Below are 20,932 nucleotides of genomic sequence, written 5' to 3' on the forward strand. Positions count from 1 at the left end.
AAAATTCTCTATGTCTCTATTCTTAGTAAATATTACCTATAGCTTTTAGAACTTAAATCCACAAGACTGTTCATAACACTATTCAAGTAATTTATAAAATTAATTCTTTAACTAAAAATTAAAAAACAGATTAATAGTAAAAATAAATTTTTTCAATATAATTGTTTAATTAATTTTAACTTAGATTAATTGGATAAGTTCCTTAATAGCCATTTTACGGCTAAATACCTGCCGTTGTGCAGTTCCGTTGTCATCCCGTGGCTTTATAACCACGGGATCTTACATCACAGACTGTGTCCTAAGATACCGCGGTCGAGCTGCGGTATGACATTAAATGAATAATAGCATTACACAATAAACAAGTCAGAAAATTTATCTATAGAACTTTCCGAAACACTACATAGAACTTCAGACATTTTGTTAAATTCTCCGGTACATTCAAGCACTATATCTACGCCTGCATCTAAAACTTCTTTGGTCATATCTGCCATACTACCGCTTAAAGCTTTCATATCTATTGCATCGGAAATAATAAGCCCTTTAAAGCCAATATTATTTTTAATATAGTCTATCACTTTTTTTGATAGGGTAGCAGGATTCTCAGGATCAAGAGCTTTATAAATTATATGTGCCGTCATAGCAAGTTTAATATTATCGTGCTTCGCGAGCTCCTTAAATACTTTAAAGTCTGTTTTTGCTAACTCTTCTATATCAACATCGACAATCGGTAATTTTTTATGGCTATCCACCGTAGCTCTACCATGGCCCGGAATATGTTTTATACAAGCCCCGACTTTCTCTTCTTGTAATCCGTCTATAGCAGCTAAACATAAAGGCACGACTACTTCCGGCTCCCCGCCGAAACTTCTATCGCCGACTATCTTGTCTGCTCCTTCGTAGAGCAAATCCGCTACCGGTGCAAAATCTAGATTAATGCCTACTTCTCTCAGCTCTTTCGCAATATCACTATAATTTTGTTTACATGCTTGGGGATCAGTAAAAGTTTGAGCAGCCGGAGCGTCATAAAAAGTCGGTGCTATAAGCCTTTGTACCCTACCGCCTTCTTGATCTATAGAGATGATAGTATCTTCCCCTAATACTTCTTTTATATCTGCAATAAGCTTAATAAGGACTTCTTTAGCCTGCGCACCGTTATCTTTCTTTCTAATATTACGACGGAATAAAATTACACCTAAAGGATTATGCTCTTCAAATAATTCTCTTTCGGCATCGGTTAATTCAGGACCAGATATACCTATAATTACTGGCTTTACCATGTGTCTTATTGTCATAATATGTTCCTTTCTTTTCTTTAAAACGTGATATGACAAGTACTATACGCACGTCATCGAGGAATCGGCAAGAATTTTTTTATTTGAAGAGACAAATTATGGAAATTGGTAAGTAATATATCGATTCTAGCGGTAGAAAGAGATGTAATATCTTTATTTAAAGATTTTTGGAGTAGATCAATATCATTAACAGTATAATATTTTCTATTATTTATTTTATAATTAGATAAATCAGGGCTTTTTGTCTCTAGATATCTTAATTGATGTAAAGCAATATTTAAATGCTTAATCACTTCACTAGCAGAATAATATTTTTTTGTTAGCTTATTGTTTGTCATATACTCCGAATACAGATTTTGTTGCATGGCTCGTTTTATGTCATTCCCGCGTAGGCGGGAGTCCCAAAAATAACCTTAATATTGATACACATCATTGACGAAATAAACCTAAAAAAACAAGTTTTTTATAGGTTTTACTGGATTCCTGCTTTCGCGGGAATGACATAAAAAGCATTTTCCGAGACATGCAACAAACCAACAAATTATAACGAAATTCATCGAGTAGATTCATTAATTAAAGCTTTTAATTTAGAAGAAGGGACAAAACGTAAATTCTTTTTTGATTCTATAATTACCGGTGCTTTGGTATGAAAATTTATTCCGGGACGTGGATTTTTTTGTTTCACCTCAAAGCTACCAAAATTCTTTAAAGTTAATTTTTGCTCTTTTGCTATTTCTAAAATATTAGAAAAAACCGTATGAACTATTTCCTCGCATAAATTATTTGAAAAACCCAATTTAGAGCTTAACATAGCTGCAATTTTTGCTTTGGTAATAGTCATAAATAATACCGGTTTTTAAGGGTATATTGTCTACAGTCATTGCGAGGAGAAACTATAAGTTTCGACGCAGCAATCTCAGGAGTTGATCCTACTTTATGAGATTGCCGCGTCGATGCTACGCATCTCCTCGCAATGACGTTAAAAAATTACGAATTTACTTTTTCTTTATCGTTATTATATTCGTTAATATTTTTATTTAGCTCTTCTAATTTATCCACTAGGTGCTGACGTATTTGTTCTTGCTTCTTGCTGCCTGCTTTTTTATAATCTTCCATTTTTGCTTTTACAGCATCTATAGATTTTTGCAGTTCTTCACCTTTTTTATCTTTCTGATCTTTCACATTCTTTTTTATCTCTGTAACGCTTTGGGCTATCTGATCATAAGTATTGCTTAAGGTCTGATTAAATTTATCGGTTCCCGTTTGTGCTAGGTTTGTTAAATTGTCTTTTAATTCCTGTAAGCTTTCGGTAATTGTTTTTGTACTGCTTGTAGCTACTTCTTCAGTTTGCACTTCATTTGCTTTTGTTTCATCCTTGGTAGGCAAATCTGCAAAAATACTAGGTGTTAATAATAAAGTAGCGGTAGCACCTAATGTTATTAAAAATTTTTTCATTATATTCTCCAATTATTTATGTTTATTATTATAATGTTCAACTTTCTTACTTAAATCATCAAGTTTTTTTGTCTATATTCTTCCACTTTATCATCTTTAATTTTCTGATAATCCTGTAACTCTCTCGTTAAATTTTAATATTGCGCTTTTATAGTTTCTAAAGAATGGTCTTTACTATCCTTAGCATATTCCTCTAAATCATTAATTTTGACGGATAATTTATCTGCTACTTCATGACATTTTTTATTAAAATCGACAGTAATAATTTTAGCAGAGTCCTTAAGATTTAAATGTAATTCTTCAAGTGCTTCACTTATAGTTCTTATAAAACCTCTTTATGGAAATAGTTAATACAAATTAAACTTAAATATTATATACCGGTATCATAAATAATATAATTATAAAAAGCAATTTTAAAAAGTACATATTGAATATATAGTTATTGTATCAAATAAATTTGAGGGTGTTATGACATTAGAACTAGGAAAAAAAGTTCCTGATTTATCTTTACACATAGGTCAAGATAACGTAATTAAACTATCGGATTTAAAAGAAAAATTCGTAATATTATATTTTTATCCGAAAGACGATACACCTGGATGTACTATTGAAGCACAAGATTTTAACAAGCTAAAACCGGAATTCGATAAACTTAATACGGTAATTATCGGAGTATCCAAAGATAAGCTTGACTCTCATGATAAATTTAAAGAAAAATATAATTTAGGATTTGATTTAGCCTCTGATGCAAATTCAAATTTATGCGAACAATTAGGGGTATGGATAGAAAAATCAATGTTCGGTAAAAAATATATGGGTATTGATAGAGCTACGTTTTTACTTGATAAGGAAGGCATAGTTAAGCATATTTGGCGGTCGGTAAATGCTAAAAATCACGCTCAAGAAGTACTTGAGAAATTACGGACTATGCTTTCTTAAAATATCATACCGTGGCTCATTTTTGTGTCATTGCGAGGAAATTGCATAGCAATTGACGAAGCAATCTCAGGATATTTGACGAGATTGCCACGCAGCCTACGGCTGCTCGCAAGCAATGACGTTTCATTTCTTCCATCTATTGTGAAACCAAAACCATTGAGAAGGATTTTGCTTAACCCATTCTCCTAGCATTTGATTAATATTAAGCATAATATTATAGCAATCGGCTTTATTATCGCCGGTTTGCTCAAACTTTAATTGCGGGTGAACTATTACTTTAAAATAACTGCCTTTAGTTCTAATGATTTGGCAAGGTATAATTGGATATTTATACTGCAAAGCAATTTTAGCGATGGCGCTTGCAGTCATAGCAGGATGCCCTAAAAAAGGCACTTCAATTCCATCGTTCATTTTTTGATCAACAAGCATAACAATAGATTCACTCTCCTTGATAGCCCTGACTAAAGCTCTGCTACCTTTAGGACCTTTCGGTATAAGTCTTAATTTATCACCGGCACGACTTTCATTAACCAACTTGTTAACATACGGGTTATTTGCTTTACGATAAATTACGGCAACTTTCGGATAAAATTTATGAAGAATCTTAATACTAATATCCCAATTGGCAAAGTGACCGCTAAATAATAAAAAAGGTTGTCCTTCAAGTTTTTTAATATTTTCTATGCCGATTATTGCGATTCTACGCTCTAACTCGGCTTCATCCATCTTGCTAACATATGTAAATTCACCGATAAACCTACCGAAATTATCCCAAGTTTGATCTATGATTTTTGCAACATCACACATATCGCCAAATACTACTTTAATATTTCGTCTAGCAATTTTATTAACAGCAAATAATATACCAACTTTTCTTGCTATAAAACTACAAATATCCGCCGCTTTATCTACACCGAATATTCCTATTACTTTCAGGAATATAACAACGATAAAATACTCAATTAAATATCTAAGCTTTTTTAAAAATTTTTTCATTTAATAAATCAGGATGGTTTATAGATAATTCTACATCTAGACAGACAATATTATTATTTAAATCATTAAACTTAACATGATCTTTTCTTGTAGTAACTAAGGTAGCATTATGCTCTTTAGCTAATGAATATAAATTTTCTAAATCTGCTTGTAAATAATTATAATGATCAGGAAAAATTTTGTAACCGGTTATATTTAATCCGTAATTTTTTAAAGTCGCAAAGAAACGCTCAGGATTACCGATACCGCTAAAAGCAAAATAATTTTTAGTTTTATCTATATTATTGGAAGGCACTATTTGAGCATTTATTAACTTATTGACATAAGGAGTTAAAATATTCGGTATTTTATCTTGGTGGCTACTGACTAAAAAAATTAAATCAGCTGCATCAAGGGCTTTATTTGGATATTGTCTTAAAGGACCGGCAGGAATTAGAAAACCGTTGCCGAAAAGCCTTTGGCTATCTACTGCGACTATAGTAAAGTCTTTATGAAAATAAGGATTTTGTAGGAAATCATCAACTATTATTATATCAGGTTTAAGCTCGTTAATTAACGGCACAATCTCTTTAATATTTTTAGTAGCAATAACTGCTCCGTACTTTGCAAGTATTACCCCCTCATCTCCTACCTCTAATGCTGTATGTCCTTGATGTATGGTAGTTGCACTTTTAAGGTTACTACCATAAGCCTTAGTTACTATTACAAAACTTACATTTCTAGCTTTTAGTAATTTGGCTAGATACATTACTATCTGCGTCTTACCCGTACCTCCTACGCTACAATTACCGACACAAATAACTTTAGCAGGCAACATAATAGGACGTGCTAAACTAGCTCGTAAATAGCCTAAAAATTGATATATCAAGCTTATAGGCAAAAGCAAATAAGCTATAATATTTCGCTTCTGCCAAAATTCAGGATATAAAAGTTTGATCATAGTTTAACATTTATGGTAGTTAAAAATAAAGTCAAACGGATTGATTGCTTTATTATCTAACAGAATTTCAAAATGCAAATGTTCACCCGTTGCATTACCAGTGCTTCCTTGTATACCGATAAATTGACCACGCTTAATTTTATTTCCTTCCTTGACTGACATTTCTTTTAAATGAGCATATTTCGTAACAAATTTGCGTCCATGTTTAATTTCAACAAAATTCCCGTAATCAGGTGATCTAGCGGCTTTTATAACAATTCCGCTTGCTGCTGCATATATCGGTGCTGCTTTTTTAGCTTGTAAATCAATACCGCTATGGAAACATTTCTTTTTTCTTTTCTTTTTATGAGGACTTGTCCTAGTGCCGTAATGGCTAGTAATTTTCGGCTCATATTCCGGCATCATAAGTGGTATTGTACTAATTATTTTATCAAGCTTGGTTAATTCTGAGATATTATTCCTATGAGTTTGTTTTTTTGCAAAATAGCTAGCTTCCGGTTTAGAGAGAAACTTATATTTTGAATGTAGTTTTGTTACAACTGCCTTTATATTAGCTATTTTTATTTCGGCTGCTTTATTAAATTCTGCCGGGTTTTTATTATGTAATTTGTGTAAAAAAATCTTATTTTGTTTAGGGTTATTAATTATTAGACCTAAGTTTTTTGCATATATACATTTGCTATTTTTGTTTGTTAAATCATACTGTACTACTAAATCCGCATGGCTGATTTTATATTTTTGTTTTAATTGAGATGAAGTAGTAGCAAGTAACGTAGTATCACTAGATTTTTTAATACTGCTACAACCTTGAACAAGAAAAACTATAAACAGTAAAAAGATATATTTTTTAAAAGACATTAAAGATAAATGTATGTAAATTTCAAATTAAGAGTGCCACTTAAATATTCTGTTAATTTCTCTAATTCGCCTCTAATATTTGGTGGGTTAATTAACATTAACCCACAGTTTACCATATTTTTATCACTATTTAAAAGCTCATATTCAATAATCATAGTTTCTTTAAATCCGATATTTTTGTAATTATGGTAAAAATCACGGACTAAAGATAAATCTTTTATAGGATACCAAATTAAGACAGTATTATTAAGAACTCGTAGCTTAATTTTTTTAAGTGCTTCAAGTAATTTTTGAAACTCATTTTTTACTTCAAAAGGCGGATCAAGAAAAATTAATCCTCTATTCTCTTTAAATGGTAGCAAAGCTTTGATAGCATTATAAGCATCTATATTATGCGTATCATTTGGTAATAATTTTTTTAAACTTAAATAATCGCTTGGATGAAGTTCGCAGGCAATTAAGCGATCATTTGGTCTTAATAATTGCTTAATTATAAAAGGTGAACCTGGGTAGTGACTTTTGCCTGCTATATTTATTATATTTAAAAAAGTTTGTAAGAACTGAGGAATAGGATCGGTAGCTTGCAGTAATTTATTAATTCCCGTATCGCTTTCTAGAGTTTTAGAAGCCGCCTCCGAGTTTAAATCGTAAAGACCTAGCCCAGCAAAAGCATCTAAAACCGCAAAAGGTTTTTCTTTTTTCTTGAGCTGTTCTAAAATACTAATTAGGACTAAATGTTTGACTATATCGGCAAAATTGCCTGCATGATAAATATGACGATAGTTCATTTTAAATTAATCATAAATTTCACTTCTATGACCAACTCGCGCGCATGGCTCTATGTCATTCCCGCGAAAGCGGGAATGACATAGAGCATATACTTTATAAACCATATTTCTTTTTTAAGAATTCCGTTGCTTCTGCTGAAGTAAGTAATTTATCACTCTTATTATTGCTTCTTGCTAAAGCAGTTTCTGCATCTTCTCTATCTTCTTTTAGTTCACGTAAATAATTTTTAATGGCTTCTCGTATTAGTAGATTTAGACATCTCATCTAATTTAGCTACAGTAATTATATATTATATCATAGTATAATTTACTGTACAATCTTGCGTAAAAGCAGTGTAGATTAATACTATAGCCTTTAATTAGACATTCTTTAAGTAAGTTAGTAGCCCATTTTCTGAAAGCGATCCCTCTCTTAGAATTTACCCTATATCCTACTGATATTATCATATCTAAATTATAGTATTCTACTTGGTATGTTTTACCATCAGCGGCAGTATGTGCAAAATTTGCACATACTATATTGTCTAGTTTTCTTTCTTTTAGAATTTTATTAATATGTTTTGTAATAACTGTTCTATCTTTGTCAAAAAGTTTAGCATTGCCTAGAAAAAGTTGTTTTATATTGTAGTTTAGCTTTCCGATGTCATTCCCGCTTTCGCGGAAATGACATCGAGTTTTTTATTTACTATCATTTAGTTAGCAATGCCTTGCCTTAAACATTTTTTATAAGCGTAAGCCATTCTGCTTCATCAATAATTTTAATATTAAGCTCTTTAGCTTTTTTAAGTTTACTGCCTGCATCAACGCCGGCTACAACTAAATCCGTGTTCGATGATACGCCAACTGCAACTTTAGCCCCAAGCTTCTCAGCCGTTGCTTTAGCTTCTGCTCTAGATATCGTCGGTAAACTACCAGTAAATACGACTATCTTGTCCGTTAAACTACTCTGTTCTCTAGTCTCTTTATAATCTTCAATATTTAATATTTCACCAAGTTTTTTGATAAGCTCAATATTTTCTTTAACATCAAAAAAATCAATAATATCTACTAAAATCTTATCACCGATTCCTTCTAAATTGTTTAGTTTTTGATAAATATCAGGCTCATTTATTCTAAGCAATTCCATTTGAGCTATAAAATTATTATAGCTGCCAAATTCTCTAGCAAGTAATTTAGCATTTTGTTCACCGATATGCCTTATGCCTAATGCATATATAAATCTTGGCAAACTAACGTTTTTTGATTTTTCTATATTTTTAAAAAGATTTTCTACTGATTTTTTACCCCATCCATCCATATTTTCAAGTTTTGCTAAGCTAGAGTCATTTTTTTCTTTTAAAAAGAAAATATCTAAAGGATTACTAATCAATCCCTTATCTATTAAAAACTCAACTTGCTTACGCCCAAGCCCCTCAATATCCATAGCATTTTTCGATACAAAATGACAGATACGCTCATAATTCTGAGCAGGGCAGTTAAGGCCATTATCACAGCGTATAATAATATCTTCAGGCGTATAATGCAATTTAGAATTGCATGACAGACAAAATAAAGGAGTATCAAACGTTGCTGTATCATTAGGACGTTTATCAAAATCAACTCCCATGATTTTAGGAATAACGTCACCAGCACGTTGCAGGAATACATAATCCTTAATCCGCAAATCTTTTCGTGCAATTTCTTGGAAATTATGTAATGTTGCTCTACTAACAGTTACCCCGCCTATTTCTATGGGTTCAAGTTCGGCTACCGGCGTTAACGTACCAGTTCTACCGACCTGTACAGTAATAGAAAGTAACTTTGTTTGTCCTATTATTGCAGGAAATTTATGAGCGGTAGCAAAGCGTGGACTTCGTGCAATAAAGCCCATTCTATTTTGCAGTGCAAAATCATTTAGCTTATATACTACTCCATCAATTTCATAAGGTAAATTTTCTCTATTTGTTTTGAGATATTCGTAAAAGGCGCAAATTTCTTCTTCAGAACTCGCAAGTTTAGATATTTCATTAATGTTAAAACCGCATTCTTTTAATTTTGTAAGTAATTGATCTTGTGAAGAAGCGAGATTCTGTTCAGTTACCCCTCCTGAATATACAAAATATTTGAGCGGTCTTTTAGCCGTAATAGAAGCATCAAGCTGACGAAGTGATCCGGCAGCAGCATTACGAGGATTGGCAAATTTATCCTTGCCCTGCCCTTCTTGTTCTTTATTTAGATTTAAAAAATCTTGTTTTTCAATATAAATTTCCCCTCGTACTTCTAAAAACTCCGGAACATTATCTATTTTATGAGGAAAATTTTTGATTGTTTTAATATTTGCTGTTATATCTTCACCGACATATCCGTCACCTCTTGTAGCTCCCGTTGTAAGCACCCCGTGTTTATAAACAGCAGAAAAAGACAAACCGTCTATTTTAGGTTCACAAAAGATAGGAGCAAACTCATTAAGGCGTAAGAAAATTTTTATACGGTCTACAAAATCTCTCACATCTTGCTCATCAAAAGCATTACTGAGCGATAGCATGGGCACTTGATGCGTAACTTTAGCAAATTTATTTGCTATTTTAGCCCCTACTTTTTTGCTAGGACTATTTTCTAAAATTAAATGAGGAAATTTTTGTTCTAACTTGAGATTGGTATTAAATAGCTGGTCATACTCGCTATCAGAAACTAAAGGATTATCTTCTATATAATAAGCATGGTTATACGCTGCAATTTTATCAGCGAGTTCTTCTAGTAATTTTTGTGCTTCCTCTTCAGATATTAAATCAATATTTTGCATTAGTAGTTCATACTTTTATTTTAATGTACAATCAAATCCAATTCCTAAAATTTTTATTTTCTTCAACATCGCTAATTGCTCGTTTTAGTCTTTCAGCATTTTTAGGACTTTTTAATAAGTATAGTTTCCTCCATAGCATTATGATCTTCAAGCGACATAATAACCACCGGTTTTTGTTTTTGTCTAGTTACAATCACTGAAATGTGATCTGCACAAACTTTTTTCATAACATAACCTACTTAAGTACGTTTACATGTAATAAGGCATGTTTTATAACTAGTCACTTTAAGAATCAAAATCAAAATCTTTACCTAGTTTAATATATGCTCTAATACGGCTCATGAGATTTTGGAAATATGTTAAATTATGCCATGTCATTAGCATAGAGCCAAGTATTTCACCGATTCTAACTAAATGATGTAGATAAGCTTTACTATAGTTTCTACAAGCAGGACATAGGCAATCATGTTCTAGCGGCTTGTTATCATCGGCATATTTGCTATTGCGGATATTTACCGTACCGTATTTCGTAAAAGCCTGACCGTTGCGACCTGAGCGTGTCGGGATTACGCAGTCAAACATATCTATACCCCTGCTAACCGCACCTATAATATCAGCAGGCTTACCGACTCCCATTAAATAACGCGGCTTATTTTGCGGCAGAAAATCAGGAGCATAATCAAGTACTTTAAACATAAGCTCCTGCCCCTCACCTACTGCAAGTCCACCTATAGCATAACCCTCAAAATCAAGTTCTACTAGATCCTTAGCCGATTGCTCACGTAATTCTTCGTAAACGCTACCTTGAATAATACCGAATTGTGCATAGCCTTCCCGCTTAACAAAAGCATTACGTGATCTATTCGCCCATCTAGTCGTAAGCTGCATAGAAGTTTTAGCTTCTTCAAAGGTTGCAGGGTAAGGCGTACATTCATCAAAAGCCATAGTGATTGTGCTACCGAGCAGATATTGTATTTCGGTAGAACGCTCAGGAGTTAACATATATTTATTGCCGTTAATATGAGAGCTGAAACTTACTCCCTCTTCGGTTATCTTGCATAACTTCGATAGCGACATTACCTGAAAACCGCCAGAATCGGTTAATATCGGCTTATCCCAATTCATGAATTTATGTAAGCCACCAAGCTGTACTATACGTTCGGCAGTCGGCTGAAGCATTAAGTGGTAAGTATTGCCAAGCAATATATCCGCCCCCGTTTCTGCTACCGCTTCAGGTAGCATTGCCTTAACCGTTCCTCTAGTTCCAACTGGCATAAAAGCGGGTGTACGCATCTCACCGTGTGCGGTTACGATAATACCGTTTCTAGCTTTTTTATGCTGATGATGAATATTAAAAGAAAATTTTGACACTGATAATCACTTATTTTTAAAAAAAATATCTTAGCATACTATAGTTTATCCTGGAATATAAAAATTAAGATTAAAAGCAGGTATCACCTAAAAGTAGTTGTTTTATGCTGTAATTTAGCCTTCCGATGTCATTCCCGCGTAATGATAATCTTTTCAACTCTAAATAATTATAGTCATTGACTTATTTTAATTACTTTATAGATTACTTTTCTTAAAAATGATAATTAAACTCTGCCATTCATAATATAATCTAATTTATAAGAGTTAAAATATGGAAAATCAAGAAGAAGAAACTTTAACCTTTGAGTGAATAATAGATGAAGAGGAGGAAAAGCATTTAAAAGCCTACAATGCAAGGAAAGAGCTTAAGTTAATATTAATAACATTTGCTATTATTCTCACTAGTTTTTTAACTTTTTGTTATTTCTTTTTTAACTATATAGAAGAAAAAGCAGCAGGGTATAAATTACAGCAAGAACAAGAAGCAAAAATAAATAATAACACAAAATGAAATTGTTTAAATACAATGTAACCAAAAACTATTAATCTATTTAAAGTTAAAAAATTATTTGTTATTGCAAGTTTTAAACTTTTGCTTTCATTGTAATCAACTATTATTAATATAAATAAAATAACTTTTATGGAAGATATAAACTCTTGGAAAGAAAAGTTTGAAATTTGTGTTTACGCTAAAAAGCTACTGGATAAACTCGAATATTTAAACACTAAAGTAAAAAATCCTGTTGATATAGAGGAAGTTAAAACAGGTATCTACTACGCTCGTAAATATCATGGTTCACAAATGCGTCAGTCAGGTGATCCGTATTATTCGCACCCGATCGAAGTAGCGATTATGCTTGCAAAGTTTGTAGCAGACGAAGCGCCTAAGCTTTTTACTTCTAATATGATAAATGCTGCTCTACTTCCACTATACTATTGAGGATACAGAACTTACTGAAAAGCTGATCATCGAAATTTTTGGTAAAGAAATAGCAAAACATGTAGAAGGTTTAACTAGAATTAAAACCTCACGGACAAATCAGTGTCGAGGAAAGCTTAAACCTATTAATTAAGCAAAAAAGATAGGATACCACACTTATAAAATTATTTGATCGTATTCATAATGTACAAACATTAGCAGCTAAATCACCTGAAAAAGCGAAGCAGATCATTGTGGAAACATTTAAGAAGTTTCTAGTTGTTGCTATACATTTAGAGTGTTATGAAATTGAAGAAAAGTTTAATGAAATTTGCTATAGGTTTTTATACAAAGATAAATTTTCTCAACAAAAATAAATATCATTATTCACTATGAATAACCTGCTTCTTTTTCCAACTTTTGAAAATGGTTTAGACCAAACATACAAATTATAAGTAATGGAACCATCACAACAAACAAACCATATTGACCCAAATATTTTGTTAAATATATAATTCCAAACGAAGTGATTATACACATTAAGGCTCTAGAAACAGCATATATCATACTACTGTAAAGCGTTTAAAAACCGGAGCCTAAAAAAGATTGAAACAGCAGGAACAGTATCAAATGAACATATTATCAAACCTATTTGAATTAAAAGAAGCTGGAAAGGTGTAGTTGTACTTTTTAAAAGGTATAGTGCAAATAGAATAAATATAAGAGTAAAGCTAATTTTACTATAAGAATTTTTAAAGGATATATTTTATAACTTAGAAAACATATTAAAGACATACTAGCTAGGTGGAACATTGAAATAATAAAATTATGATGAATAACCTGAGCTGCATTATATCCAAATGCATTCTTTAAAACTTCACCACAAGTAATATAAGTATAGTAGAAAATATGGGCCCAACACAACCATTATGAAAAAATATATAGTTGTCTTCTTATTAGGTTTTTGGTAAAAAATCTCATCGTTTTTTAATTCTTTTTTGTCGATATTTGCTTTTTCATATTTTCGTAAAAGTCTAGCACTTGCATCTACAAAATCAGGCGTTTCTCTAAGATGAGCTTTAGCGTAGCCTCTCACAACTGCAATAATTGCACCTATCTAAACGGCAGGACGCCAATTAAATCCTTGAGTAGAACTAAAGATACTAAAGCTACAGTTGTCCCCATTACTGATGCTACGGCGATAAAAGAAACTACGGGATATTTATATAGGTGGTTTTGTAATTTCAGTTAAATAAAGTTCTGCTACTAACTATTTCACCTATAAAAGCTATACCTTGAATTGCAGAGCAAATTGTGATTAATACAGCAGCAAAATAACCTACTTATTCATAAGCAGGAGCATTTGCCATAATTATACAGGATAAAGCCATTAAGGTAGATAATAACAGTAGATTTTCGCCCTAATTTATATCACCTATTCGACCAAAAACATATGCTCCTAGTGGTCTAAATATAAAGGTAGAACCAAAGGTAAAGGCAGAGAGAAGAACAGCTGCACTCGCATCATATTTAGGAAAGAACAATTCATTTATACTGCTAAATGGACGTATAACATTAAATCAAAATACTCAAGAAAAGTAGCTGTAGATAAAATTCCCGTGGCTGCTTTTTGGTCGCTTGTTAAACTTTTCTGTTCTTTTTCATAGCCTAGCATAAATTCTTTACAAAAAATTAAATTGTAAAGAAATTTATACTGTTTTATATAAAAATCAATAGAAAATTTCACTTTACACGATAAATAAGAAGTTGTAATTATATAGATTTAACTGTATTCCCCAGCAAATAGTAACGTTAAAAGCAAGAAACAAACTAACAATTAGTACTTTAAATTTACTTTATTTTATTAGCATGGGTAGATATGTGATAAATAAACTAATTGAAAGAAAAAATAAATAATATACAGTAATAATGGTTCATTTTTAGATTGAAAAGTAACAATACTATACTATCATTGGTAGTCATCATTAAATATATTCAAAATATGCTTTTTCAATCATTAACTTTATAGTCTATCTTAGTTGCAGGTCTTACAGCTACTGTTATCGTGTTTATGCGTCAATTATCTTAATTACAAACAGCAAATTATTAATAAGGATTTAAAAATAATACCTGCATATTTTGATAAAAAAATGTTATATTAAATTCTTAATAATAACTGCGATAGATATTCTGCTCTTGAAATGAAATCTTATTTTAAGTTGAAAACCGCAAGATCGTTATCATATGAAGAACTTGAAAATGATAAGCAATTAAGCGAATTATTTAGAGATTCTTTAAACTATTTTATTGATGATTTTATATCAAAATCCGATAAATCAGTTACAGTAAATAAAGTGTTTAGTTACAAGATGAACATAACAATACTCATAAATCATATGCGTTTTTAGAGAAAAATAAAATATCGGACAAAACACATCAAATGCTTATATATGTCAAAGTGCATTATATAATGACCAAAGACGACGAAGAAAGCTTAAACACTTTCATACACTTGGCTAAGATAATGTAGATTTCCCAAAAACAAAATCAGACACTCAAATAACAAATTCTAGACTATCCGAACAATAACAATAATTAGCAATAATTATTAAAACTAAACCTAGAATATTTCAAAAATAGACAAATGGTTTGCCATAAGATTTCTCTTCTTGCTTAATGCTACTTTTTAATAATTCATATATTAGAGATTTTAACATGGAATTACCTATTTCATAAGAATAGCGAGCAATACACCTGCACCAAAAGCGTAAGCAAGATTCCGCAAAGGGTGGTCACGTGTCGACTCACATAAATCCGCTACATTAGCTTTACCTTTATCCATTCCTTTATCTTTATAATGTTCCATAACGGGATGATAAATTACCTAACTGCTCATCTAGAATATCTCCGGATTTACCTTTTAAATTAGGTAATCTTGACACTAAGCTTTCAATATCTTTTTTGATACCTTCGACATCTGCTTTAGCAGAGTTTGAATTTGATTCTTGCATAATTTACTCCTTTATTAGTGTACATTTTGTTAAGCAAATTATTTTGCCTACAAAACTTGTACGCTGCTCCTCTTATAAGAACTTTACAATAGCTTAAACAATAAAAAAACCGAATCTAAACTAGATTTGGCTAAATTTAATGATTTTTTATTTCGTATTACTTCTACTTACTACCGAATGAAGAAACAATTTTATTAATTAATGATTCAATATTAATTGCTGATTGAGTATATTTTATCTCTTCATTAGCCGCTAAATTTTCATCGTCATTACCCGGTACAATTGAAATATATTTACCTCCAAGTAACCCGCTGGTGACTACTTGGGCTTTAGAATCTTTAGGTATTTTAACATCATCATTAATATTTAGATATACACTTGCATCAAAGCTATTTGGATCTAAAGTAATTTGCTTGACACTACCGATTTTTATACCTGAAATCATTACGTTGCTTCCAACTGCTATCCCTTCCGCACTTTGGAAATGAGCAGTTACCTGATATCCTTTTGAGCTAGTTATAGAACTACCTGTTTTGTAGGCAAAAATCAAAAATAGCAAAGCAATAATTAATACTACAAAGCCTATAATTGTTTCAATAATGTTCTGTTGCATTGTTTTTTATATTTTATTAATTAATTACGGTTGCCATCTATTATATTTAAGATTTGATGCTTTAGGCAGCTTTTTAACTATTTTATTATTCTTTTGCCATGGAAAAAGCTGAATATTTTTTGGTATCTCATTTACTAAATGATGTAACCAAGCGTGCCAACTTGGCGGAATTTTTGTAGGTTCATTTACATTTTTATAAATAACAAACCTCCTTGGACGCCCTAAATAATCAATATTACGGCTTTCATAATATTGATTCAAAAACTCATCTTCTCCTACTTTTTTGTGAAAAAAAGTAATAAAAAACTTATCTATCCACGACATTTTAAAATTTCTATAGCAGTTTCTCTTCCTTGCACTGCAAGTTTATCGGCAGCAATATTACCGCTATTATTTGCATGACCTTTTACCCATTTCCAAATAATAGTATGTTTACTCAATTCTGCGTATAATTTTTGCCATAAATCGGCATTTTTAACGGGTTCATTGTTGCTTTTACACCAATTATTTTTTATCCAATTATGAATCCAAACGGTAATTCCTTGTTGCAAATATTTGCTATCGGTATAAATCTCAATATTACAAGATTTTTTTAAAATCCTCAAGGCTTCAAGTGCTGCCGTAATTTCCATACGATTATTAGTCGTATCTAACTCATACCCAAATACTTCTTTTTTGCTAGTATCATTAAATTGAAGCAAAGCGCCCCACCCTCCGGGACCTGGATTACCCGCACATGCACCATCAGTATATATCACTACTTTTGAATCCATAATATGCATTAACTAGGTTTAGAAGAATTACGAAACTTATCTAACATTATAACATTTGGGCTTGAAGATGATGAAGTCTGATAACTTTTATTATTACTTATTGCCTCTTCATGTTGAGGATTTTCATGTATATTTAACGACTGATTAAAAGTGAGACTGTAATTATTATTGGAATCAACAAAGCTAATAAGTGCATCAAAAGGTACGTAAATTATTTCTTTAACACCGTCAAAACTTACTGTTAAAGAAAAGCCCGTATCATTTACTATTAAATTTTCAAACTGATATTGCAGTACTATTGTTATCTGTTTCGGATATGCCTGTTTAACTTTTGAAGGTAAAATTACCGCAGGGTTATCGGTTCTGTACGATATGTATATTAACTGATCCCAATATAAATTTTCATGCTGAATTTTTGTTAGAATTTTTTTCACAAATTCTAGCATAGATTCATACACAAATTTTTTATATTCAATATTCATACGAGAAAAATAAATAAAAATAGGTCGACGAAGTTTAATTTGAACAGTGTAAGTCATTGCAAGGAAAAACTGTAAGTTTTGACGAAACAATCTCAGGAGTCCTACTTTATGAGATTACCACATTCTCTACATTCGCCTGCAATGACAAGATCAACCGTTTTTAGGCAATGCCAATTTTTCAAATTAAACAAGTATAAGTGAGGGTTTTTCTGTTGCCCGGCAAACCCTCCAGCCGCGTAGGATTAAGCTGCTAAAGCTAAACAACCTACAGAACGATTATTATCGTTTGCGTTTCTTTGTTTTGACCCATATGGCACAAGCCATCGGCGGAATCATCCCGAGTAAAAGCAATCTTTTTATTAGGCACGTCGATCCTATTTCGCCCCCAAAAATACTCGATGAACTTCGTATTGTCTACTCTTTAAGAGTTATTACATATTTAAACTTTTCTAAATGACGTAGCTAATAAAGAGAAATTTGAAGGCGACACGGAACGCAGAACCGCAGGATACACGCAAGTAACGTGAGGATTCGAATACCGACAAATTACCTTTAGGAGCAAGTTATTTAGAAAGTTTTGGTGGAGGCGTCGGGTACTGCCCCCGAGTCCGCAACCTCTATTCTAAATTACGTTTATTACTATAGCTATATTAGCACCAAATATTATGCCTTAATTTGATTAAAATGTAAAGGTCAAATAAGAATTCTAGATTTATATTAAAAATGGACTTATAATAAATGGTTAGAATTCTAAATTAAAAACTTAATTATGCTACCAAATCTTGGAATTATCGCCGGCAGAGGTTCATTACCTTACTTAATAGCAGGTAATTATACAAAGCAAGGCGGTAATTGCTATATCGCAGCAATTAAAGACGAAGCTGATATAGAGCAAATTAAAGATTTTGAATATAAGATTTTAAAAATCGGTATGGTCGGGGAAGCTATAAAATATTTTAAGGAGCATAAGGTAAAAAATATTATTTTTATCGGTGGAGTTAATAGACCGAATTTTAAAAATTTAGCCGTAGATAAAATAGGCGGTTTATTGCTTTTCAAAATAGTTGGGCAAAAAATTCGAGGAGATGATAGTTTGCTAAAAATAGTAGCGGATTTTTTTGAAAGTTACGGTTTCAAGGTAATTTCAAGTAATGAAATATATAAAAATCAACAAGGTAACTCCAATATTATAACCGATACTAACCCTATAAGTTCAGATAAAAATGATATTGAGCTTGGAATAAAATTATTGAATCATCTAAGTGCATTCGATATCGCACAATCGGTTATAGTTGAAAGTGGCTATATACTTGGTATAGAGGCTGCCGAAGGAACGGATAATTTAATAACGAGATGTGCAGATTTACGTAAAAATCCTCATGGAGGAGTATTAGTAAAAATAGCGAAATTCGGTCAAGATAATAGACTAGATATGCCGACGATCGGTCCTAATACTATAAAGAATCTTGCTAAATATAATTACAAAGGGGTAGCGATTCAAAAAAATAACGTAATTATAGTCGAAGAGGAATTAACTATAAAACTCGCTAATGAACATAAAATTTTTATAACAAAATGTTAGCAATAGGTATTACCGGTAGCTATGCATCGGGTAAAACTTTTATGTTGGATTATTTAGCAGACAAAGGATATAAAACTTTTTGTGCCGATAGATGCATAAAAGAATTATATCAAGATGTAGTTTTGCAAACTCAGATTTTAAAATTACTACCTGAACTTGAGTCTTTCAATATTGGAAAAATCAGTAATTTAATTTACAATAACGACCTAGCTAGAGAAAAACTACAAAATTTTATTTACCCCTTACTAATAGATAAACTCATTTTATTTAAAAAAGAAAATGCTAATTCCAAGTTTTGCTTTGCCGAAATACCGCTGCTTTATGAAGCTAAATTTGATAAATATTTTGATTTTGTCGTAACAATATACTGCTCTGAAGAAATAAGAATGCAAAGAGCAATAACGAGATCTTCGTTTGATATAGAAATTTATAATAAAATCAAAGAAATTCAACTATCACAAGAGAGCAAAATAGCAAAAGCAGATTTTGCTATAAATAGCGGCGTTGATATGTTAGACTTGGAAAAACAAATAGCAACGCTAATAAAGGATTTGGAATGTCAAGTTTAAGAGAAATAATTTTAGATACCGAGACTACGGGACTTGACCCACGACAAGGTCATCGAATCGTTGAGATCGGTGCTATTGAGATGGTAAATAAGGTATTAACAGGCAGGAATTTTCATTTTTATATTAATCCTGAGCGAGATATGCCGTTTGAGGCTTATAGAATTCATGGCATATCCAGCGAATTTTTAAAAGACAAGCCTCTATTTCATACAATAGCCGATGATTTTTTAGAGTTTATTTCAGATAGCAAACTGATTATTCATAATGCTCCTTTCGATATTAAATTTCTAAATCACGAATTATCATTATTAAAAAGAACCGACATTAAACTCTTGGAACTAGCAAATACTATTGATACTTTAGTAATGGCTAGAAGCATGTTTCCAGGCTCAAAATATAATCTTGATACATTATGTAAAAGATTTAAAGTTGATAATTCAGGTAGGCAGCTTCACGGAGCTTTGAAAGATGCCGCATTACTTGCAGAAGTATATGTAGAGTTAATGGGCGGTAGACAATCCGCTTTTAAAATGGTTGATAAATCTGCCGTAATAAATAATTTAGCAACTAATCAAGTAAATAACAAAACAGAGCAAACTACTATTGTTATTAAACCTACAAAAGAAGAGCTGCAAAAACATAAAGAGTTTCTCAGTAGGATTTTAAAAACTGCTTAGTAAAACGTCATTGCGAGGAGAGGCAAAGCCTCGACATGGCAATCTCAGGAATTTTATATTATTTCATGAGATTGCCACGCTCCTTTTAGTCGCTCGCAATGACGATTATCAATAATCCCCTTATCTATGAAAACAAATTTTCTTGTATTTATAACCTTTACAATACTTATCTCTTTAGGCTTTTGGCAGCTTAGTCGTTTAAAAGAAAAGAAATTATTTTTAGCTTCAATGCAAGCTAACCTAACCTCACCTGCAATTAATTTAGCAGAAATTCAAGACGGGTTACCTTATCACAAAGTAAAAATTACCGGTCAATTTTTGCCTAATAAAGACATATATTTATACGGTAGAAGGTCAATGTCGAGTGAAAAAGACGGATATTATTTAGTTACTCCTTTTAAAACCATAGAAGATAAAGTGATTTTAGTAGCACGAGGTTGGTTCAGTAATCGCAATAAAAATATTATCACGCAAGCTACAAACGACCGACCGCACGAGATTATCGGTGTTACCATGCCATCAGAAAAAACTCGTATCTACTTACCTGCTAACGATATAAAAAATAATGTGTGGCTAACGCTAAATTTAAAAGAAACATCCAAAGTGTTAGGCTTAGATCTTGAGAATTTTTATATTATTGCGGAAGGAAAAGATATTAGCAATCTAGATATTTTATTACCTCTTGCAATAAATCATTTAGCAGCAATCAGAAATGACCATTTAGAATACGCCCTAACTTGGTTTGGACTTGCTATTTCTTTAATCGTAATATATGTAATTTATCGGCGTCGTTATATGGCTTTGGATGTCATCCCGCGAGCTTGTAGCGAGGTCCAGAAAAATAATTAAAAAGACTGGACCCCGTGGTCAAGCCACGGGGTAACA

24 protein-coding genes, 1 other RNA gene and 4 pseudogenes are annotated in these 20,932 nt (G+C 31.8%); 8 read left to right on the top strand and 21 right to left on the bottom strand.

Features of this window, described 5'->3' with window-relative positions; all coding sequences use genetic code 11:
- Positions 1–347: 347 nt before the first annotated feature.
- The 4 genes and pseudogenes from nagZ to TENJIKU01_RS00180 all read right to left on the bottom strand — a co-directional run bounded on the left by nagZ (position 348) and on the right by TENJIKU01_RS00180 (position 2,747).
- Positions 348–1,292, bottom strand: coding sequence for a beta-N-acetylhexosaminidase (nagZ, locus tag TENJIKU01_RS00165; protein WP_064428742.1), 945 nt, complete (start codon positions 1,290–1,292; stop codon positions 348–350).
- Positions 1,293–1,334: 42 nt separating this feature from the next.
- A pseudogene (locus tag TENJIKU01_RS00170) lies at positions 1,335–1,630 on the bottom strand (hypothetical protein).
- Between the two features lie 215 nt (positions 1,631–1,845).
- On the bottom strand, positions 1,846–2,133 hold the full coding sequence (locus TENJIKU01_RS00175) for an HU family DNA-binding protein (protein WP_064428744.1): 288 nt from the start codon (positions 2,131–2,133) through the stop codon (positions 1,846–1,848).
- 146 nt (positions 2,134–2,279) lie between these two features.
- On the bottom strand, positions 2,280–2,747 hold the full coding sequence (locus TENJIKU01_RS00180; protein WP_064428745.1) for a hypothetical protein: 468 nt from the start codon (positions 2,745–2,747) through the stop codon (positions 2,280–2,282).
- Positions 2,748–3,215: 468 nt separating this feature from the next.
- On the opposite strand from TENJIKU01_RS00180, the gene bcp reads away from it, so the two are divergent.
- Positions 3,216–3,686, top strand: coding sequence for a thioredoxin-dependent thiol peroxidase (gene bcp, locus TENJIKU01_RS00185; RefSeq protein ID WP_064428746.1), 471 nt, complete (start codon positions 3,216–3,218; stop codon positions 3,684–3,686).
- 19 nt (positions 3,687–3,705) lie between these two features.
- Here bcp and TENJIKU01_RS08075 read toward each other — a convergent pair.
- The 10 genes and pseudogenes from TENJIKU01_RS08075 to tgt form a co-directional block, all read right to left on the bottom strand.
- Positions 3,706–3,822 (bottom strand): annotated as a pseudogene (locus TENJIKU01_RS08075) (NADH-quinone oxidoreductase subunit A); the annotation flags it as partial.
- Complete coding sequence (locus tag TENJIKU01_RS00190) at positions 3,810–4,682, bottom strand: lipid A biosynthesis lauroyl acyltransferase (RefSeq protein WP_064428747.1); 873 nt, start codon at positions 4,680–4,682, stop codon at positions 3,810–3,812. The gene TENJIKU01_RS00190 and the pseudogene TENJIKU01_RS08075, both read right to left, overlap by 13 nt.
- A complete protein-coding gene (gene lpxK, locus TENJIKU01_RS00195; protein ID WP_064428748.1) occupies positions 4,657–5,622 on the bottom strand; it encodes a tetraacyldisaccharide 4'-kinase in 966 nt (321 codons plus the stop codon). The genes TENJIKU01_RS00190 and lpxK overlap by 26 nt, the downstream gene beginning before the upstream one ends.
- A 3-nt stretch (positions 5,623–5,625) precedes the next feature.
- A complete protein-coding gene (locus tag TENJIKU01_RS00200) occupies positions 5,626–6,480 on the bottom strand; it encodes a M23 family metallopeptidase (RefSeq protein WP_064428749.1) in 855 nt (284 codons plus the stop codon).
- Entirely contained in the window at positions 6,480–7,268 is a 789-nt protein-coding gene (locus tag TENJIKU01_RS00205; protein WP_064428750.1) for a 23S rRNA (adenine(2030)-N(6))-methyltransferase RlmJ, read from the bottom strand. Before TENJIKU01_RS00205 ends, TENJIKU01_RS00200 begins: the two co-directional genes overlap by 1 nt.
- Before the next feature lie 94 nt (positions 7,269–7,362).
- Positions 7,363–7,533, bottom strand: a complete 171-nt coding sequence (locus TENJIKU01_RS00210) for a hypothetical protein (RefSeq protein WP_172794994.1) — start codon at positions 7,531–7,533, stop codon at positions 7,363–7,365.
- Positions 7,534–7,538: 5 nt separating this feature from the next.
- A complete protein-coding gene (gene rhuM, locus TENJIKU01_RS06800) occupies positions 7,539–7,910 on the bottom strand; it encodes a RhuM family protein (RefSeq protein ID WP_371440148.1) in 372 nt (123 codons plus the stop codon).
- 70 nt (positions 7,911–7,980) lie between these two features.
- Positions 7,981–10,050, bottom strand: a complete 2,070-nt coding sequence (ligA, locus tag TENJIKU01_RS00215; protein WP_064428751.1) for an NAD-dependent DNA ligase LigA — start codon at positions 10,048–10,050, stop codon at positions 7,981–7,983.
- Positions 10,051–10,151: 101 nt separating this feature from the next.
- A complete protein-coding gene (locus TENJIKU01_RS09235; RefSeq protein ID WP_082894424.1) occupies positions 10,152–10,277 on the bottom strand; it encodes a type II toxin-antitoxin system Phd/YefM family antitoxin in 126 nt (41 codons plus the stop codon).
- A gap of 58 nt (positions 10,278–10,335) precedes the next feature.
- Positions 10,336–11,421, bottom strand: a complete 1,086-nt coding sequence (tgt, locus tag TENJIKU01_RS00220; protein WP_064428752.1) for a tRNA guanosine(34) transglycosylase Tgt — start codon at positions 11,419–11,421, stop codon at positions 10,336–10,338.
- Positions 11,422–11,731: 310 nt separating this feature from the next.
- On the opposite strand from tgt, the gene TENJIKU01_RS09240 reads away from it, so the two are divergent.
- Together TENJIKU01_RS09240 and TENJIKU01_RS00225 are read left to right on the top strand one after the other, a co-directional pair.
- Positions 11,732–11,932, top strand: a complete 201-nt coding sequence (locus TENJIKU01_RS09240) for a hypothetical protein (RefSeq protein WP_227779761.1) — start codon at positions 11,732–11,734, stop codon at positions 11,930–11,932.
- Positions 11,933–12,061: 129 nt separating this feature from the next.
- Positions 12,062–12,361 (top strand): bifunctional (p)ppGpp synthetase/guanosine-3',5'-bis(diphosphate) 3'-pyrophosphohydrolase, encoded by a 300-nt coding sequence (locus tag TENJIKU01_RS00225; RefSeq protein ID WP_064428753.1) that lies wholly within the window; start codon positions 12,062–12,064, stop codon positions 12,359–12,361.
- A gap of 1,528 nt (positions 12,362–13,889) precedes the next feature.
- Here the strand turns inward: TENJIKU01_RS00225 and TENJIKU01_RS06835 are convergent.
- Positions 13,890–14,015 carry a proline/betaine transporter gene (locus TENJIKU01_RS06835; RefSeq protein WP_082894430.1) on the bottom strand — a complete coding sequence of 42 codons (126 nt, stop codon included), beginning with the start codon at positions 14,013–14,015 and terminating at the stop codon, positions 13,890–13,892.
- 357 nt (positions 14,016–14,372) lie between these two features.
- Here TENJIKU01_RS06835 and TENJIKU01_RS10390 point away from each other — a divergent pair.
- Positions 14,373–14,870 (top strand): annotated as a pseudogene (locus TENJIKU01_RS10390) (hypothetical protein).
- A 195-nt stretch (positions 14,871–15,065) separates the two neighbouring features.
- Here TENJIKU01_RS10390 and TENJIKU01_RS10395 read toward each other — a convergent pair.
- The 6 genes and pseudogenes from TENJIKU01_RS10395 to ssrA all read right to left on the bottom strand — a co-directional run bounded on the left by TENJIKU01_RS10395 (position 15,066) and on the right by ssrA (position 17,914).
- Positions 15,066–15,351 (bottom strand): annotated as a pseudogene (locus TENJIKU01_RS10395) (hypothetical protein).
- 163 nt (positions 15,352–15,514) lie between these two features.
- Positions 15,515–15,964 carry an outer membrane lipid asymmetry maintenance protein MlaD gene (gene mlaD / locus TENJIKU01_RS00250; protein ID WP_064428755.1) on the bottom strand — a complete coding sequence of 150 codons (450 nt, stop codon included), beginning with the start codon at positions 15,962–15,964 and terminating at the stop codon, positions 15,515–15,517.
- A gap of 24 nt (positions 15,965–15,988) precedes the next feature.
- The gene (locus TENJIKU01_RS00255) at positions 15,989–16,288 is read right to left on the bottom strand and encodes an NADH-ubiquinone oxidoreductase subunit NDUFA12 family protein (RefSeq protein WP_064428756.1); all 300 of its coding nucleotides are present in this window, start codon (positions 16,286–16,288) and stop codon (positions 15,989–15,991) included.
- Positions 16,276–16,746 (bottom strand): ribonuclease HI, encoded by a 471-nt coding sequence (gene rnhA, locus TENJIKU01_RS00260; RefSeq protein WP_064428757.1) that lies wholly within the window; start codon positions 16,744–16,746, stop codon positions 16,276–16,278. The genes TENJIKU01_RS00255 and rnhA overlap by 13 nt, the downstream gene beginning before the upstream one ends.
- Entirely contained in the window at positions 16,746–17,219 is a 474-nt protein-coding gene (locus TENJIKU01_RS00265) for an SspB family protein (RefSeq protein ID WP_064428779.1), read from the bottom strand. The genes rnhA and TENJIKU01_RS00265 overlap by 1 nt, the downstream gene beginning before the upstream one ends.
- 196 nt (positions 17,220–17,415) lie before the next feature.
- Positions 17,416–17,914, bottom strand: a transfer-messenger RNA (tmRNA) gene (gene ssrA, locus TENJIKU01_RS00270).
- 74 nt (positions 17,915–17,988) lie between these two features.
- On the opposite strand from ssrA, the gene TENJIKU01_RS00275 reads away from it, so the two are divergent.
- From TENJIKU01_RS00275 to TENJIKU01_RS00290, 4 genes are all read left to right on the top strand, one after another.
- A complete protein-coding gene (locus tag TENJIKU01_RS00275) occupies positions 17,989–18,801 on the top strand; it encodes an LpxI family protein (RefSeq protein WP_064428758.1) in 813 nt (270 codons plus the stop codon).
- Positions 18,795–19,370 carry a dephospho-CoA kinase gene (gene coaE, locus TENJIKU01_RS00280; protein ID WP_064428759.1) on the top strand — a complete coding sequence of 192 codons (576 nt, stop codon included), beginning with the start codon at positions 18,795–18,797 and terminating at the stop codon, positions 19,368–19,370. Before TENJIKU01_RS00275 ends, coaE begins: the two co-directional genes overlap by 7 nt.
- Positions 19,358–20,047 (top strand): DNA polymerase III subunit epsilon, encoded by a 690-nt coding sequence (gene dnaQ / locus TENJIKU01_RS00285; RefSeq protein WP_064428760.1) that lies wholly within the window; start codon positions 19,358–19,360, stop codon positions 20,045–20,047. Before coaE ends, dnaQ begins: the two co-directional genes overlap by 13 nt.
- A 126-nt stretch (positions 20,048–20,173) precedes the next feature.
- Positions 20,174–20,896, top strand: coding sequence for an SURF1 family protein (locus tag TENJIKU01_RS00290; protein WP_064428761.1), 723 nt, complete (start codon positions 20,174–20,176; stop codon positions 20,894–20,896).
- Positions 20,897–20,932: the final 36 nt, after the last annotated feature.

This window comes from Rickettsia sp. Tenjiku01, from assembly GCF_001653015.1.
Lineage (GTDB): Bacteria > Pseudomonadota > Alphaproteobacteria > Rickettsiales > Rickettsiaceae > Rickettsia > Rickettsia rickettsii.

What these genes read in the sequence shown, in the direction of transcription:
- lpxK (WP_064428748.1), bottom strand. Translation starts at nt 5,622, where the DNA reads ATGATCAAACTTTTATATCCTGAATTTTGGCAGAAGCGAAATATTATA.
- rnhA (WP_064428757.1), bottom strand. Translation starts at nt 16,746, where the DNA reads ATGCATATTATGGATTCAAAAGTAGTGATATATACTGATGGTGCATGT.
- TENJIKU01_RS00175 (WP_064428744.1), bottom strand. Translation starts at nt 2,133, where the DNA reads ATGACTATTACCAAAGCAAAAATTGCAGCTATGTTAAGCTCTAAATTG.
- TENJIKU01_RS00180 (WP_064428745.1), bottom strand. Translation starts at nt 2,747, where the DNA reads ATGAAAAAATTTTTAATAACATTAGGTGCTACCGCTACTTTATTATTA.
- TENJIKU01_RS06835 (WP_082894430.1), bottom strand. Translation starts at nt 14,015, where the DNA reads ATGCTAGGCTATGAAAAAGAACAGAAAAGTTTAACAAGCGACCAAAAA.
- TENJIKU01_RS09235 (WP_082894424.1), bottom strand. Translation starts at nt 10,277, where the DNA reads ATGAAAAAAGTTTGTGCAGATCACATTTCAGTGATTGTAACTAGACAA.
- coaE (WP_064428759.1), top strand. Translation starts at nt 18,795, where the DNA reads ATGTTAGCAATAGGTATTACCGGTAGCTATGCATCGGGTAAAACTTTT.
- nagZ (WP_064428742.1), bottom strand. Translation starts at nt 1,292, where the DNA reads ATGACAATAAGACACATGGTAAAGCCAGTAATTATAGGTATATCTGGT.
- dnaQ (WP_064428760.1), top strand. Translation starts at nt 19,358, where the DNA reads ATGTCAAGTTTAAGAGAAATAATTTTAGATACCGAGACTACGGGACTT.
- TENJIKU01_RS00200 (WP_064428749.1), bottom strand. Translation starts at nt 6,480, where the DNA reads ATGTCTTTTAAAAAATATATCTTTTTACTGTTTATAGTTTTTCTTGTT.
- bcp (WP_064428746.1), top strand. Translation starts at nt 3,216, where the DNA reads ATGACATTAGAACTAGGAAAAAAAGTTCCTGATTTATCTTTACACATA.
- TENJIKU01_RS00205 (WP_064428750.1), bottom strand. Translation starts at nt 7,268, where the DNA reads ATGAACTATCGTCATATTTATCATGCAGGCAATTTTGCCGATATAGTC.
- ligA (WP_064428751.1), bottom strand. Translation starts at nt 10,050, where the DNA reads ATGCAAAATATTGATTTAATATCTGAAGAGGAAGCACAAAAATTACTA.
- TENJIKU01_RS00255 (WP_064428756.1), bottom strand. Translation starts at nt 16,288, where the DNA reads ATGTCGTGGATAGATAAGTTTTTTATTACTTTTTTTCACAAAAAAGTA.
- mlaD (WP_064428755.1), bottom strand. Translation starts at nt 15,964, where the DNA reads ATGCAACAGAACATTATTGAAACAATTATAGGCTTTGTAGTATTAATT.
- TENJIKU01_RS00275 (WP_064428758.1), top strand. Translation starts at nt 17,989, where the DNA reads ATGCTACCAAATCTTGGAATTATCGCCGGCAGAGGTTCATTACCTTAC.
- TENJIKU01_RS00190 (WP_064428747.1), bottom strand. Translation starts at nt 4,682, where the DNA reads ATGAAAAAATTTTTAAAAAAGCTTAGATATTTAATTGAGTATTTTATC.
- TENJIKU01_RS00290 (WP_064428761.1), top strand. Translation starts at nt 20,174, where the DNA reads ATGAAAACAAATTTTCTTGTATTTATAACCTTTACAATACTTATCTCT.
- TENJIKU01_RS00225 (WP_064428753.1), top strand. Translation starts at nt 12,062, where the DNA reads ATGGAAGATATAAACTCTTGGAAAGAAAAGTTTGAAATTTGTGTTTAC.
- TENJIKU01_RS00265 (WP_064428779.1), bottom strand. Translation starts at nt 17,219, where the DNA reads ATGAATATTGAATATAAAAAATTTGTGTATGAATCTATGCTAGAATTT.
- TENJIKU01_RS00210 (WP_172794994.1), bottom strand. Translation starts at nt 7,533, where the DNA reads ATGAGATGTCTAAATCTACTAATACGAGAAGCCATTAAAAATTATTTA.